12 protein-coding genes are annotated in these 14473 nt (G+C 71.5%); 4 read left to right on the forward strand and 8 right to left on the reverse strand.

The genetic code is table 11. The features are described from left to right. Window positions 1–148: 148 nt before the first annotated feature. Both ACWCPW_RS30975 and ACWCPW_RS30980 read right to left on the reverse strand, forming a co-directional pair. A complete protein-coding gene (locus ACWCPW_RS30975; protein ID WP_449764864.1) occupies window positions 149–1723 on the reverse strand; it encodes an FAD-dependent oxidoreductase in 1575 nt (524 codons plus the stop codon). A gap of 194 nt (window positions 1724–1917) precedes the next feature. After that, complete coding sequence (locus tag ACWCPW_RS30980; protein ID WP_449764865.1) at window positions 1918–2685, reverse strand: IclR family transcriptional regulator; 768 nt, start codon at window positions 2683–2685, stop codon at window positions 1918–1920. Between the two features lie 452 nt (window positions 2686–3137). On the opposite strand from ACWCPW_RS30980, the gene ACWCPW_RS30985 reads away from it, so the two are divergent. The 3 genes from ACWCPW_RS30985 (at window position 3138) to ACWCPW_RS30995 (ending at window position 6754) form a co-directional block, all read left to right on the forward strand. Further along, complete coding sequence (locus ACWCPW_RS30985; RefSeq protein WP_449764866.1) at window positions 3138–3848, forward strand: MIP/aquaporin family protein; 711 nt, start codon at window positions 3138–3140, stop codon at window positions 3846–3848. Between the two features lie 56 nt (window positions 3849–3904). Further along, the gene (gene glpK, locus ACWCPW_RS30990; RefSeq protein ID WP_449764867.1) at window positions 3905–5431 is read left to right on the forward strand and encodes a glycerol kinase GlpK; all 1527 of its coding nucleotides are present in this window, start codon (window positions 3905–3907) and stop codon (window positions 5429–5431) included. Window positions 5432–5701: 270 nt separating this feature from the next. Next, complete coding sequence (locus ACWCPW_RS30995) at window positions 5702–6754, forward strand: PHP domain-containing protein (RefSeq protein WP_449764868.1); 1053 nt, start codon at window positions 5702–5704, stop codon at window positions 6752–6754. A gap of 45 nt (window positions 6755–6799) precedes the next feature. Here ACWCPW_RS30995 and ACWCPW_RS31000 read toward each other — a convergent pair whose 3' ends face one another. After that, the gene (locus ACWCPW_RS31000; protein ID WP_449764869.1) at window positions 6800–7408 is read right to left on the reverse strand and encodes a DoxX family protein; all 609 of its coding nucleotides are present in this window, start codon (window positions 7406–7408) and stop codon (window positions 6800–6802) included. Between the two features lie 77 nt (window positions 7409–7485). Continuing rightward, window positions 7486–8493 carry a non-homologous end-joining DNA ligase gene (gene ligD / locus ACWCPW_RS31005; protein ID WP_449764870.1) on the reverse strand — a complete coding sequence of 336 codons (1008 nt, stop codon included), beginning with the start codon at window positions 8491–8493 and terminating at the stop codon, window positions 7486–7488. A gap of 100 nt (window positions 8494–8593) precedes the next feature. Here ligD and ACWCPW_RS31010 point away from each other — a divergent pair, with 100 nt between their 5' ends. Beyond that, window positions 8594–9658 carry an ATP-dependent DNA ligase gene (locus ACWCPW_RS31010; protein WP_449764871.1) on the forward strand — a complete coding sequence of 355 codons (1065 nt, stop codon included), beginning with the start codon at window positions 8594–8596 and terminating at the stop codon, window positions 9656–9658. Between the two features lie 55 nt (window positions 9659–9713). Here ACWCPW_RS31010 and ACWCPW_RS31015 read toward each other — a convergent pair whose 3' ends face one another. The 4 genes from ACWCPW_RS31015 to ACWCPW_RS31030 are packed head-to-tail and all read right to left on the reverse strand — an operon-like array spanning window position 9714 to window position 14458. After that, entirely contained in the window at window positions 9714–11339 is a 1626-nt protein-coding gene (locus ACWCPW_RS31015) for an amylo-alpha-1,6-glucosidase (protein WP_449764872.1), read from the reverse strand. Window position 11340: 1 nt separating this feature from the next. Further along, a complete protein-coding gene (locus ACWCPW_RS31020; RefSeq protein WP_449764873.1) occupies window positions 11341–12180 on the reverse strand; it encodes a carbohydrate ABC transporter permease in 840 nt (279 codons plus the stop codon). A gap of 15 nt (window positions 12181–12195) precedes the next feature. Next, window positions 12196–13155, reverse strand: a complete 960-nt coding sequence (locus ACWCPW_RS31025; RefSeq protein WP_449764874.1) for a carbohydrate ABC transporter permease — start codon at window positions 13153–13155, stop codon at window positions 12196–12198. Window positions 13156–13168: 13 nt separating this feature from the next. After that, window positions 13169–14458, reverse strand: a complete 1290-nt coding sequence (locus ACWCPW_RS31030) for an ABC transporter substrate-binding protein (RefSeq protein ID WP_449764875.1) — start codon at window positions 14456–14458, stop codon at window positions 13169–13171. Window positions 14459–14473: the final 15 nt, after the last annotated feature.

Raw genomic sequence — 14473 nt, forward strand, 5'->3', positions numbered from 1 at the left:
AGCCCCCGGGTCGGCGCGGATAACGGAAATCGCCGGACGAGTTCCGAACGTACCGACCCGGCTACGACGGCCGGTCCGCGCCCCGGACCGACCGCCCCAAAAGCGACCGGTCGCGACGTCGGCCCCGGGGCGAACGCCCGCCCGCGGGTCAGTGCGGCTTGGCCGCCAGCAGGTCCTCGACCCGTGCGCGCACCTCGGCGTTGTCCAGACCGCGGATGGTCACCGTGGTGCGCCGGCGCAGCACGTCGTCCACGGTCATCGCCCACTCGTGGTCCCGGGCGTAGGCAACCTGGGCCCAGATGTCCGGGCCGTCCGGGTGGATGCGCTCGCCGAGTGCGCGGTCGGCGCGGACCAGCGCGGCCAGGTCGTACGCGAGGTTGCCGTAGTGCGACGCCAGGTGGCGGGCCACCACCGGGTCCACGCCGTCCTCGGCCGTGGCCTCGCCGAGCAGCCGGTGCGCCACCGCCTCGGGATTGGCCGAGCCGGGCAGCGCCACCCGGCGCAGCGGGGTCGCCATGTCCTGCTCCAGGGCCACCACACCGGCCTTGGCCAGCTTGTCCAGCACGGTGCGGCCGATGTGCCGGTAGGTGGTCCACTTGCCGCCGGCCACCGACAACATGCCGCCGCGCCCCTCGGTGACCACGGTCTCCCGCTTGGCCTCGCTGGTGGCGCCGGCGCCGCCGGGCAGGACCCGCAGACCGGCGAACGCGTAGGTGATGTCCTCGCGGCGCAACTGCGCCGGGTCGACCGCGCTGCCCGCCTCGTCCAGGATCTGCGCGATGTCGGCCTCGGTCGGGGAGACCTTGCCCGGGTCGCCCTCGTAGGCCTCGTCGGTGGTGCCGAGCAGCAGGTGCTCCTCCCACGGAATCGCGAAGGACACCCGGTACTTGTCGATCGGGATGGTCAACGCCGCGCGCCACGGCTGTTGTTGGCGCAGCACCAGGTGCACGCCCTTGGACAGTCGGATGCTCGGCTCGGCCGTCGGGTCCTCCATCCGGCGCAGGTGGTCCACCCACGGGCCGGTCGCGTTCAGCACGACGCGCGCGTTGACGCCGAATTCGGCGCCGTCCAGCCGGTCGCGCAGTTCGGCGCCGATGACCCGGCCGCCGGCGTCCTTGCGCAGGCCGACCACCTCGGCGTGGTTGAGCACGACCGCGCCGGCCTCGACCGCGGCCCGCACGGTGGTCACCGCGACCCGGCTGTCGTTCATCTGGTGGTCGCCGTACACGGCCGCGCGGCGCAGGCCCTCCGAGCGCAGCGCCGGCACGAGTTCGAGTGCGTTCTCGGGGCCGATCACCTTGCCCATGCCGTCGCCGAACGCGGACAGGGCCGAGTACAGGAACACGCCGGCGCCGAGCTTGGCCGCGCCGTGCGGGCCGTCCTTGTAGACCGGGACCAGGAAGGACAGCGGGCGGACCAGGTGCGGGGCCACGTCGCGGGCCAGCGTGCGGCGCTCGCGGTGGTTCTCCGCGACCAGCTTGAGGTTGCCGGTCTGCAGGTAGCGCAGGCCGCCGTGGACGAGCTTGGAGGACGCGGACGAGGTGGCGCCGGCGAAGTCGCCGGCGTCGACCATGGCCACCCGCAGGCCGGTCTGGGCCGCGGTCCAGGCGACCGCCGTGCCCAGGATGCCGCCGCCGATGACGAGCAGGTCGTGGGTGCCGCGCGAGAGTTCGGCGCGGCTGTGGGCACGAGCGGGAACGGTCGGATCCGTGGCGGTGCTCATCACACGTCTTCTTTCCACTGGGCCGGCTGTGGTGCGGGGGGACGGGGTCCCGGTCCGAATCTACGTGGTCGGCATTGTCGAACGACGAACGACAGTTTTCATCGTCGGTCGGGCGGTGGTCAAGTGCGCCGGTCAAGTGCGCCGGTCGAACACACCGGACCGGCGCGAGAGGAGGCGAGGGGTCGAGTCGCGCCTCAGTACGGAAACGTCGCGCCCAGGTCGCGCGAAATGGCGCGGGCCGCGTCCCGGACCGAGGCCACCAGCGTGGGTCGGGGCGCCCCGTCCGCGACGATCCGCTCGACCGCGCCGCTGATGCCCACCGCGCCCAGCGGTGTGCCGCGCCGGTCGCGGATCGGTGCGGCGATGCCCGCCAGGCCCAGGACCGACTCCTCGATGTCGCACGCCCACCCGCGTTCGCGCACCGTCACGCTCTCCGCGTCCACCGCGACCGGGTCGACCACGGTGCGCGAGGTGAACGCGACCGGATCGCTCTCGTCCAACTCGGCGCGCGCGGCCGGGTCCAGCGCGAGCAGCACCTTGCCCCACGCGGTGGAGTGCAGCGGCAACATCGCGCCGATCTCCAGCACCTGGCGGCTGTCGTCCGGCCGGAAGACGTGGTGGATGACCAGGACGCCGCCCTTGTGCAGCACCCCGATGCGTACGCTCTCGCCGCTCGCGCGGGCCAGGTCGTCCGCCCAGACCAGGGCGCGGGCGCGCAACTCGTGCACGTCCAGGTAGGAACTGCTGAGCCGGAGCAGCTCGGCGCCGAGCTGGTACTTGCCGCTCTTGGGGTCCTGTTCGACGAACCCCTCCTGGTGGAGCGTGCGCAGGATGCCGTGCGCGGTGCCCTTCGCCAGACCCAGAGTGGTGGCCACCTCGCTCAGACCGAAGCGCCGTTCGCCGCCGGCGAGCAGCCGCAGGATCGCCGCTGCGCGTTCGAGCGACTGGATGGGACCGGGCATACCAACTCCTCCATCGAAGATCAGGTTGGCAATCAAGATCGGGTTGGCAATGTAGAACAGCGGTCGCACACACGCCGGCCACGTCCACCACCCTCCCGCCGGGCCCGGCGCTCGCGGGGAGGTTCGGAAACGAGATGTTCACGGACTCTTGACGGCGGCGCAACCCGCAGAGAACACTGCCGGACAGCGGTCGTCAATGTCGAATGCCAGTCAGAGTCATCGAATGGACGGGCCCGGACGATTCCGGGCCGAGCGTGGTCGGGCCCGCCCCGCCGCGCGCACCCCACGCGGCACCGCATTCGCCGGGCTCCCCCGGCACCGCCTCATGTGGTCCGGATTCCCGCATCCCCGCACGGCGCGCCGACCCGGCGCGCCGTGTGCCGTCCGGCGCCCGGTTTCGGCGTCGATCCATCAGCGCGGTAGGCATCAGCGCAGTCAGAAGGGGCCGTGTTGTGACAAGCGACAAGATCTTCATCGGTGAGACCTTGGGTACGGCCATCCTGCTGCTCATGGGCGTCGGTGTCTGCGCCGCGGTCACCCTGAACCGGTCCAAGGCGCAGAACGCGGGTTGGCTGGCGATCGCCTTCGGCTGGGGCTTCGCGGTCCTGGCCGGGGCATACGCGAGCGTGTCCCTGTCCGGAGCGCATCTCAATCCCGCCGTCACCCTCGGGATAGCCGTCAAGACGGGAGAATGGGACAAGGTGCCGGTCTACCTCGCCGGGCAGTTCGTCGGGGCGGTGATCGGCGCCGTGCTGGCCTGGGCCACCTACCTGGGACAGTTCAAGGAGCACGGCGAACCGGTACTCGGGGTGTTCGCCACCTCGCCGGAGATCCGCAACCCGATCCAGAACGTGATCACCGAGACGATCGCCACGACCGTGCTGGTCATCGTGATCCTGACCCAGGGCCTGACCGACGGTCTCGCCCTCTCCGGCACCGGCATCCTGATGACCGCGCTCCTGGTGGTGGGCATCGGCCTGTCCCTGGGCGGTCCGACGGGCTACGCCATCAACCCGGTCCGCGACCTGGGCCCGCGCCTGGCACACTCCCTGCTGCCCATTCCCGCGAAGGGCGGCTCGGACTGGTCGTACGCGTGGATCCCGGTGGTCGGCCCCACCCTCGGCGGGCTGGCGGCCGGCGGCCTGTACCGGCTCGCGTTCTGAGCCCGCACATCCGTACCGACCCCGACCATTCCCTCGGATCCTTCGGAAGAGGAGCCATGTCCGACACCTACATCGCCGCGATCGACCAGGGCACCACGTCCAGCCGATGCATCATCTTCGGCGCGGACGGGCGCATCGTCGCCGTCGACCAGCGCGAGCACCGGCAGATCTTCCCGCGCCCGGGGTGGGTCGAGCACGACGCCGCCGAGATCTGGAGCGTGGTGCAGGCGGTGGTCGCCGGCGCGCTCGCCCAGGCCGGCATCCGCCGCGAGCAGATCCGCGCGCTGGGCATCACCAACCAGCGCGAGACCACCGTGTTGTGGGACCGCCATACCGGCGTGCCGGTACACAACGCGATCGTGTGGCAGGACACCCGCACCGACGCGCTGTGTCGCGAGCTGGGCGGCAACGTCGGCCAGGACCGCTTCCGGGTGGAGACCGGGCTGCCGCTCGCCAGCTACTTCGCCGGACCCAAGATCCGCTGGCTGCTCGACAACGTCGAGGGGCTGCGCGAGCGGGCCGACCGGGGCGACATCCTGTTCGGCACGATGGAGTCCTGGGTGGTGTGGAACCTCACCGGCGGCCCGGACGGCGGTGTGCACGTCACCGATGTCACCAACGCCTCGCGCACGATGTTGATGAACCTGGAGACGCTGGACTGGGACGACCGGATCCTGCGCGCGATGGACGTGCCGCGTTCGTTGCTGGCCGAGATCCGCTCCTCCTCCGAGGTGTACGGCACCGCCCGGGGCATCCTGGAGGGCGTCCCGGTCGCCTCCGCGCTGGGCGACCAGCAGGCCGCGCTGTTCGGGCAGACCTGCTTCGAGGAGGGCGAGGCCAAGAGCACCTACGGCACCGGCAGCTTCCTGCTGATCAACACCGGATCGCGGATCGTGCAGTCGCACCACGGCCTGCTCAGCACGGTCGGCTACCGGCTCGGCAAGGAGGCGCCGGTCTACGCGCTGGAGGGCTCGATCGCGGTCACCGGTTCGCTGGTGCAGTGGATGCGCGACCAGATGGGGCTGATCTCCACCGCGGCCGAGATCGAGACCCTGGCGCTCACCGTGGAGGACAACGGCGGGGCCTACTTCGTCCCGGCCTTCTCCGGCCTGTTCGCGCCGTACTGGCGCTCGGACGCGCGCGGCGTGATCGCGGGTCTGACCGCGTACGTGAACAAGGGACACATCGCGCGGGCCGTGCTGGAGGCCACCGCGTGGCAGACCCGCGAGGTGGTGGACGCGATGGAGCGCGACTCCGGGGTCAAGCTCGCGACGCTCAAGGTGGACGGCGGCATGACCGCCAACAACCTGCTCATGCAGACCATCGCCGACGTGCTGGACGCCCCGGTGGCCCGCCCGTTCGTGGCCGAGACCACCGCGCTGGGCGCCGCGTACGCCGCCGGCCTCGCGGTCGGCTACTGGCCGGACCTGGACTCGCTGCGGGCGAACTGGCACCGCGCGGCCGAGTGGACCTCGCGGATGGACGACGCCACCCGCGACCTGGGCTACCGCAACTGGCGCAAGGCGGTGGAGCGCACCATGGACTGGGTCGAGGAGGGCGACGCCCAGCCCGGACCCGCCTGACCCGCGCCGCCCGCGACACACGGGGGTGCCGAGGATTTCCCTCGGCGCCCCCGTACGCGCGTCGTCGACCGTCCACCCATCGCGCCCACCCGGCCGGATCCGTCCCGGGTCCCGACGGGGCCGCCGGGTCGCGGACACGGGGCGCGGACACGGATCGCGGGGCACAGTGCGCCGGTCGCGGGGCACAGTGCGTGATCCCTTCCGCCGACCCCGTCCGCCGCCGGATCGCCCGCCCGGTTTACCGCCGTCGCGCGCGGCCACAGTCCTCCCATGGCTCCACGACGCACCGACGCCGCCCCGCCCCCGCCCGCCGCCGACCCGGTGGCCGCGCTGGATCGCATCGCCTTTCTGCTCGAACGCGACCAGGCGCCCACCTACCGGGTCAAGGCCTTCCGCACCGCGTCCGCCGTGGTCGCCGGGCTCGACCCGGACGACCTGCGCCTGCGGGTCGAGCGGCACGCGCTCGGCGACCTCAAGGGCATCGGGCCCAAGACGGCGGACGTGATCGAGCAGGCACACGCCGGCGGCGTACCGGGCTACCTCGCCGACCTCGAGGCCCGCCCGTCGCCCGTACCCACGGACGGCGCGACGCTGCTCGCCGCCCAACGCGGCGACTGCCACATGCACTCCGACTGGTCCGACGGCGGCAGCCCGATCGAGTCGATGGCCCGCACCGCGCGGGATCTGGGCCACGAGTGGGTGGTGCTCACCGACCACTCGCCCCGGCTGACCGTGGCCCGCGGTCTGACCGCCGAGCGGCTCCGCGCGCAACTGGACGTGGTGGCCGAGATCGCCGCCGAACTGGCCCCGTTCCGCCTGCTGACCGGCATCGAGTGCGACATCCTCGACGACGGTTCCCTCGATCAGGAGCCGGAACTGCTCGACCGCCTGGACGTCGTGGTCGCGTCGGTGCACTCCAAGCTGCGGATGGACGAGCCGGCGATGACCCGCCGACTGCTGGCCGCCGTGCGCAACCCGCGCGTGAACGTGCTGGGTCACTGCACCGGACGGCTGATCCAGGGCAAACAGCGCCCGGAGTCCGCCTTCGACGCCGACGCGGTGTTCGCCGCGTGTGCCGAGTCGGACACCGCCGTGGAGATCAACTGCCGCCCCGAGCGCAGCGATCCGCCGTCCCGGCTGCTCCGCCGAGCGCTCGCCGCGGGTGTGTTCCTCTCGATCGACACCGACGCGCACGCGCCGGGCCAACTCGACTGGCAGGGCTACGGGTGTGCCCGGGCCCAGGCGTGCGACGTGCCGGCCGACCGGGTGATCACCACGTGGCCGGTGGAACGTCTGCTCGCCTGGACCGGCGCGTCCGCCTGACGCCCCCGCCCCGCCCGCGCCCGGCGCCCCTCACCCCGCCGACGCTCAGGCCGAGTCCGCCGCGGCGTCCGCCTCCGCGGCGGCCACCGCCCGACGCCGCCCGATCACCGCGGCCGCCGCCGCGGCGCTGCCGGTGAACGCGAGGCCGACCACCCACGGGCGGTCGAGCACGTGGCAGGTCAGATGGTCCACCGAGAACCGCCCGGGACCCGCGACGCCGAGCCCGGCCGCGACGAAGCCGAGGAACGCCGGGTACTCGAAGCCACCCGATTGGGCGAAGAAGCCGGCCGGCGCGTGTACCGCGACCGCGCCCGCCATCGCACCGGCCGCCGCCGCACCCGCGGCGGGCGTGGCCAGACCGAGCGCGAGCAGCACGCCGCCGCCCGCCTCGCCCAGCCCGGCGGCGATCGCACTGTGCCGCCCGGGCCGAAAGCCCATGTGCTCCATCGCCGAGCCGGTGCCGGCCAGGCCGTGCCCGCCGAACCAGCCGAACAACTTCTGCGCGCCGTGCGCGAACAGCACTCCGCCGGTGCCGACGCGCAACGCGAGCAGACCCACGTCCTTGCGGACGGACCGGCGCGCGCGGCTCGACAGGGGATTGTGAATCGACACGGGGCTGTGCACGGACAGCGGCACACGGAACGACACACACATGAGGGGCTCTCTCCTGTTTCGGATGCGGTGCTCGCGAACGCGGGCTCCGATGCGGTGCTCGCGAACGCGGCTCGGATTCAGTGCTCGCGGGCGCGGCTCGGCTGCACCCGGGGTGGCTCGCCGGGCATCTTGGGGTGGTCCGGCGGGTACGGCATGTCACCCACGCCGTGGTCGCGGGCCTGTCGGTCGGCCAATTCGAGCGCCGGGCGCAGATCGAAGGCGTGCTCGGGCATGTCCGCGTGCACGTCGCCCACCCGGGCGTAGCGCTCGGGCATGCTGCCCAGATCGAAGTCGTCGGGGTGCGCGTCGTCGACCTCGTCCCAGGTCAGCGGCGCCGAGACGGTCGCGCGGGCGGTGGGGCGCGGCGAGTAGGCGGCGGCGATGGTGCGGTCGCGGGCCATCTGGTTGTAGTCCACGAAGATGCGTTCGCCGCGCTCCTCCTTCCACCACGCGGTGGTCACCCGATCGGGCATCCGCGCCTCGAGTTCGCGGCCCAGCGCGATCACCGCGCGCCGCACGTCGGTGAACTCCCACTCGGGGCGCACCGGCACGTACAGATGCAGGCCGCGCCCGCCGGAGGTCTTCGGCCACGCGGTCAGCTCGTACGCGGCGAGCACCTCGCGCATCGCGTGTGCGGCGCGGACCGCGTCGGCGAAGTCGGTGCCCGGCTGCGGGTCGAGGTCGATCCGCAGTTCGTCGGGATGCTCGGTGGCGCTGCGCCGCACCGGCCAGGGGTGGAAGGTCAGGGTGCCCAGGTTGGCCGCCCAGACCAGCGCGGCCACGTTGTCCGGGGCCATCTCGTCGGCGTATCGGCCGCTGGGGAAGGTGATCCGGGCGGTGGGGATCCACTCCGGCAGGTACTTGGGCACCCGCTTCTGGAAGAACGACTCGCCGTCCACGCCGTCCGGAAAGCGCTGGAGCGTGGTGGGTCGATCCCGCAGGCCGCGCAGCAGTCCGGCGCCGACGGAGATCACGTAGCGCACCACGTCCCCCTTGGTGAAGCCGCGTGCGGGGTAGTAGACCTTGTCGATATTGCTCACCCGGACGGACCTGCCGTCGACCTCGAACTCCTCGGCAGCGCTCATTCCTCAGGGTAGGCAGATTTGCCCTGATTCGTCCCGACGGCATACCGCCGGTCGGCCGCTGCGGAGGCGACCCGCACAGGGCCCGCGCACACTGAGGCGCATGCGCCTTCCCGTGATGCCCCCGGTCAAGCCGATGCTCGCCAAGGCGGCCGCGCGGATTCCCGCCGGTCTGCACTACGAGGCCAAATGGGACGGGTTCCGGGCGATCGTCTTCCGCGACGGCGACGAGGTGCTGATCGGCAGCCGCAACACCAAGCCGCTGGACCGCTACTTCCCGGACGTGGTCGACGCGGTGCTGCGGCTGCTCCCGCCGCGCTGCGTGCTGGACGGCGAACTGGTCGTCGCCCGGGACGGGCGGCTCGACTTCGATCGGCTCCAGGACCGGATCCACCCGGCGGCCTCGCGGGTGCGACACCTGGCCGAGACCACCCCCGCGTCGTTCGTGGCGTTCGACCTGCTCGCGCTGGGTGACGACGACTTTCTGCCCCGGCCGCTGACCGAGCGCCGGGCCGCGCTGGAGCGGGCGCTGGCGGACGTGCCGCCGCCGATCCACCTCGCGCCGGCCACCACCGATTCGGCCCAGGCGCGGGACTGGTTCGACCGGTTCGAGGGCGCGGGCCTGGACGGCATCGTGGCCAAGGACCCGGCCGGGCCGTATCTGCCGGACGTACGGGCGATGGTCAAGGTCAAGCACGAGCGCACCGCGGACTGCGTGGTGGCGGGCTATCGCGAACACAAGTCGGGCCCGGTGGTGGGTTCGCTGCTGCTGGGCCTGTACGACGACCGGGGTCGGTTGCAGCACGTGGGCGTCAGCGCGGCCTTCACCGCCGCGCGGCGGGCCGAGCTGGTCGAGGAGTTGGCACCCCTTCGCATGGCGGACCCGACCGGGCACCCGTGGGCGCACTGGGCCGAGGCCGAGGCGCACGAGGCCGACCGGCTGCCCGGCGCGGTGACCCGCTGGTCGGGCGGCCGGCTCTCGGACTGGGTGCCGCTGCGACCGGAATCGGTCTGTGAGGTGGCCTACGACCACGTCCAGGGCGACCGCTTCCGGCACACGACCCGGTTCCGCCGGTGGCGCACCGACAAGGACCCCGCCGACTGCACCTACGAACAGCTCGCCGAACCGGCCCGCTACGACCTGGCCGACGTGCTCGGCACCCGCTGAGGCGCCCGGGCCCGCCCGCCGTCACCGCGTCCGGCGGCGACGGTGGGCGGTGCGCTCAGCTTCGGGCCAGGTCCACGAACAGCGCGCTGGACCAGCCGAATCCGGTCGTCGCGCGCCCGGCCCGGCCCCCGGTCAGCGGGTTCCAGTACTCGTAGAGCCCGCCGCCCTCGGCCACCATCCGCACCGTGCGCTCGGTCAACTCGTCGGCCACGTCCGGGTATCCGGAGCGGCGCAGGCCCTCGATCAGCAGGTAGTTGACGTTGAGCCAGACCGGTCCGCGCCACATCGCCTCCGGGTCGAACGCCGGATCGTCGAACGCCACGGTCGGTACCGGCCGTTCGCCCCAGAAGCTCGGCGAGCGCAGGTCCGCCACCAGCCGGTCGGCGATCTCGCGCGGGAGTCGTCCGGTGAGCAGCGGCAGCAGTTCCAGCGGTGTGCGGACCTCGACCACGCGTCCTGCCGACACGGTGGTGAAGTGCTCGCCGTCCCATCGCCGGGAGACCAGGAGTTCGGTGTGCGCGGCCGCTCGCTCCCGCCACGTCGCGGCCTCCTCGGCCCGGCCCAACTCCTGTGCGATGTCGCCCAGTACGTCGAACTGGAGCGCCAGGTAGGCGTTCAGGTCCGGCGGTTCGGCCCGCGGGCCGTAGTCCCAGACGGGGCTGTCGTCCAGCCCGCTGGAGTACGGGTGCAGGTATTCGGCCAGGCCGTCGCCGTCGGGGTCGGAGTGGGTCAGCCACCATTCCTGCGAGCGGGCGATCGGCTCGTACACCTCGGCCAGGAAGGCGAGGTCGGGCGCGGCTCGGTGGATCTTCCAGACCGCCCACGCGGTCAGCGGCGGCTTGGTCACCGGGACCACCTCGCCGGCCGCGGCGGGCGGCGCCGCCTGCCCGCCGAGCGCCTGGCCGACGTGCTCGGCCAGCCGGTCCCGGTCCGAGCGCGGCAGGTCGGCGGTCTCCGCCAACACGCCCTCGTCGTGCACGACATCGGGGATCAGGCCGTCGGCGCGCTGGTGCGCGAGCAGGATCCGGATCTGGTCCCGGGCCAGTTCGGGGTCGCCGTGTCGCAGTGCGATGGCGTGGAAGTAGGAGTCCCAGTTCCACACGCCGACGTAGCCGAACCGGGACGGCACCAGGCCCTCCCGGCCGCCCGCGAAGCGGATCGGCAGCAGGTTCACGCCGAGCGTCCACCACGCCATCGCGGCCCGTTCGCGCAGGTCCGCGCGCACCGCCGGCATGCGCTCGAACCAGGCCCGCCAACGCGCGCCGGCCGCGGCCAGGACGGCGGGCCCCTCGACGCGCGTGCCCTCGCCCACCAGCACCCGGCAGCCCTCGATCACGGCCTCGTGCGCGGCGCCGTCCGGCGTCCGCCAGCGCGCCCGGGCGCCCGTACCGATCGCCACGAGCGTGTCCGGATCGGCGAAGGCGAGGTGCACGCCGCCCGCGAAGGAGATCCGGTCCGGGTGCGCGGCCCGGATCGGCAGCGGGTCGCCGGCCGCCGACTCGATCCGCAGCCCGGTGAGCACGGTCGTCTCGGCGAGTCGACTCTCGTACTCGGACCGGGCGATGCACAGGTCGCCGTCCTCCTGCGCCAACACCAGGAGCCGCGAGCCCCGGTCGGTGAAAGGGCGTTCGCGCAGGTCCAGCGCGACCCGGTCGAGCAGGTCGCGGTCGTGCGCCGTCATCTCAGCGGCCTCCCATGCCGGATGCCGCCATGCTGCTGATGATCCTTCGCTGCCCGATCACGAACGCGATCAGCATCGGCACCACGGAGATCGTCGAAGCGGCCAGGAGCATGCCGTAGTCCAGTCCGCCGTGCTGGCCCTTGAACGAGGCGAGCAACATCGGAACGGTGAATTTGTCCTCGGAGTTGAGGAAGATCAGCGGGTAGATGAAGCTGTTCCAACTGCTCAGGAAGACGATGATGCCCAGCGCGGCCATGCCGGGCCGGATGTTGGGCAGCACGATCCGGGTGAAGATCGTCCACCGGTTCGCGCCGTCCAGCCGGGCGGCCTCCTCCAGTTCGATCGGCACCGCGCGGATGAACTGGCGCATCATGAACACCGCGAACGGGTTGGCGATGGCGGGCAGGATCAGCGCCAGGTGGGTGTCGATCCAGCCGAGGTTCGACAACATCACGTACAGCGGCACCAGGGTGACCTGGGTCGGCACCATCTGGGTGAGCAGGAAGATCACGAACAGCGTGCGGGAGAACGGGAATTCGATCCGGGTGAAGGCGTACGCCGCCATCGACGCGGTGAGCAGCGTCACCACGACGGTGATCATCGCGATGTAGAAGCTGTTCCAGTAGGCGCGGCCGAACGGCATCGCGTCGAAGGCGTCGGGGAAGTTGCTCGCGCGCCAGGGCTCCGGCAGCCAGGCCAGCGGATCCTGGATCATCTGCCCCTCGCTCTTGAACGCGGTGAGCAGCATCCACACGAACGGGAACGTCATCAGCAGCCCGCCCACGATGAGCAGGGTGTGCAGTGCGACGGTGCCGAAACGTCGGCGGATGGCAGTGACCATCACGACCATCCTCTCTTACGACTCGTAGTGGACGAAGCGCTTCTGCATGCCGAACTGGGCCACGGTGACCACGATCGTCATCAGCGTCAGGAGCAGGGCGGCGGCGCTGCTGGCGCCGAACTCGAACTTCTTGAAGCCCAGGTCGTAGACCTGGTACACGATCGTGCGGGCCCCTTCGTTGTGGGTCGGATCGACCAGCACGTAGATCTGGTCGAAGGCCTGGAAGGAGCTGATCACCGCGACCACGAAGGAGAAGAAGATGGTCGGGGACAGCAGCGGCAGCGTCACGTGCCGGAAGATCCGCACCGGTCCCGCGCCGTCGAGCCGGGCCACCTCGGTCAGGTGGGCCGGGATGGACTGGAGGCCGGCCAGGAAGATCACCACGTTCAGGCCCAGCGAGGACCAGATGGTCACCGCCGCGATCGCGACCATCACCCAGTCCGGATCGTTGAGCCAGTCGGGCAGCGTGATGCCGAACCAGTCGTGCACGGTGTTGTTGAGCATCCCCAGGTCACCGCTGGCCAGCAACATCTGCCAGATCACCGCGACGGCCACCGAACTGGTGACCACGGGCAGGAAGTAGATCACCCGGTAGATGGTCTTGCCGCGCACGTTGTTCAGCGCCATCGCGATGAGCAGCGCCAGGACCAGGCCCACCGGCACCGTGATCAGGCCCAGGGTCAGCGTGTTCAGCACCGCGTCGCGGAAGGTGGGATCGGAGAGCTGGGTCTGGAAGTTGTCGAAGCCGACCCAGGACTTGTCGCCCAGGCCGTCCCACTTCATGAAGGCCAGGACGACCGCGAAGCCCAGCGGCCCCAGGGTGAACGCCAGCAGGGCGGCCAGTTGCGGCCCGAGGAAGAGGGCGGCCCACCACCGCTCCCGGCGCCGCCGGCCCCGAAGGGACCGGCGGCGCTCGGGGGTTTCGGTGGCCGGGCGCCGTGCGTCGGTGGTGCGGCTGAGCGTGGACGTGGTCACGGCGGGCCCCCGGTCAGCGCAGTTTGCCGGAGACGAGCGAGCCGAGGTCGTTCATCGCCTGGTCGAAGCCGATCTTGCCGGTCCACAGCTTCATCAGCAGTTCGTTGATGCTCGCCGTCAGCTCCGGGACACCGGCCTCCTCCGGGTAGTTGGCGAAGCCGCCGTCACGGGTGTCGATGAAGGTCTGCGCGTGCGCGGGGTAGCCCTCCATCACCACGCTGTCCGCGCCCTTGACCGAGGGCACCGCGTTGCCGCCGCCCTTCAGGCGGGTGGCCTGGCCGTCCTTGGAGACGAACTCGGACAGGAACGTCCAGGCCGCCTGCGCGTTCTTGGCGTCCTTGTTCAGCGCCAGGAAGGAGGTGCCCACCGTCTGCGGCATCAGCACGCCGGTCTGGGACGGGAACGGCACGATGTCGTAGTTGTCCTGCTGTCCCTTCTTGACGGTGTCGATCATCCATCGGCCGCCTGCGGAGAAGCCCGCCTTGTGCTTGATGAACTGCACGTCCGGGCCGTTGCCCTCGGGCAGGTTGTCGGCGACCAGGAAGGTCCCGTTCTGGTAGCCGTCGGCCAGGGTCTTCAATGCCTCGCGCGACTTGGGGTCGGTGTTGCCGACGAACTTGCCGCCGTCGTACACCTTGCCGCCGAAGCCGTTGATCATGCTGTAGGTCGAGCCGTACCAGTTGTAGAAGATCGAGCCGGCCTTGTCCGCCGCCTTGAGCTTGCGGTTCATCTCCAGGTAGGTGGCCATCGTCCACTTGCCCTGGGCGTTCAGCGCGGCCGGGTCCTCGGTGATGCCGGCGTCCTTGAGCGCCTGCTTGTCGTACCAGAGCACCTCGGGGTTGGCGTCGTTGGGTATGCCGTAGATCTGCCCGTCCTTCTTGGCGCCGCCGTACAGGCCGTCGAAGAAGTCCTCCGGCTTGGCCTTGCTGTCGGGGGCCGCCATCTTCTCGTTGAGCGGCGAGACCACCCCGGCGGAGACGAACTTCCCGATGAAGTCGTCGCCGACGTAGAACACGTCGGGCGCGGTCTTGGAGGAGAGCTGGGTGAGCAGCTTGGAGTGGTAGTCGCTGTAGGAGGGGACCGCCTGGAGCTTCAGCTTGATGTCGGGGTGGCGCTTGCCGAAGTCCTTCTCGAAGTCCTTGAACCGGGCGAGTTCCTCCGGGTTGCCCCAGGTCGACCAGGTGACGGTGGTCTTGCCGGAGCCGGAGCCGGAGCCGCTGCTCCCGCCACAACCGGTGGTTGCGGCGAGTGCGGCGCCGGCGGCCAGCACGGCGACGGTCTTCGCTGCGCGGGAAAATGACACGATGTGCCTCCGGGG

The sequence above is a fragment of the Embleya sp. NPDC001921 genome (assembly GCF_053594475.1).

Excerpts from the sequence above, each read along its gene's own strand:
- ligD (WP_449764870.1), bottom strand. The coding sequence starts at position 8,493 with ATGAGCGCTGCCGAGGAGTTCGAGGTCGACGGCAGGTCCGTCCGGGTG.
- ACWCPW_RS31020 (WP_449764873.1), bottom strand. The coding sequence starts at position 12,180 with ATGGTCACTGCCATCCGCCGACGTTTCGGCACCGTCGCACTGCACACC.
- ACWCPW_RS30975 (WP_449764864.1), bottom strand. The coding sequence starts at position 1,723 with ATGAGCACCGCCACGGATCCGACCGTTCCCGCTCGTGCCCACAGCCGC.
- ACWCPW_RS31015 (WP_449764872.1), bottom strand. The coding sequence starts at position 11,339 with ATGACGGCGCACGACCGCGACCTGCTCGACCGGGTCGCGCTGGACCTG.
- ACWCPW_RS31000 (WP_449764869.1), bottom strand. The coding sequence starts at position 7,408 with ATGTGTGTGTCGTTCCGTGTGCCGCTGTCCGTGCACAGCCCCGTGTCG.
- ACWCPW_RS30995 (WP_449764868.1), top strand. The coding sequence starts at position 5,702 with ATGGCTCCACGACGCACCGACGCCGCCCCGCCCCCGCCCGCCGCCGAC.
- ACWCPW_RS31010 (WP_449764871.1), top strand. The coding sequence starts at position 8,594 with ATGCGCCTTCCCGTGATGCCCCCGGTCAAGCCGATGCTCGCCAAGGCG.
- glpK (WP_449764867.1), top strand. The coding sequence starts at position 3,905 with ATGTCCGACACCTACATCGCCGCGATCGACCAGGGCACCACGTCCAGC.
- ACWCPW_RS30980 (WP_449764865.1), bottom strand. The coding sequence starts at position 2,685 with ATGCCCGGTCCCATCCAGTCGCTCGAACGCGCAGCGGCGATCCTGCGG.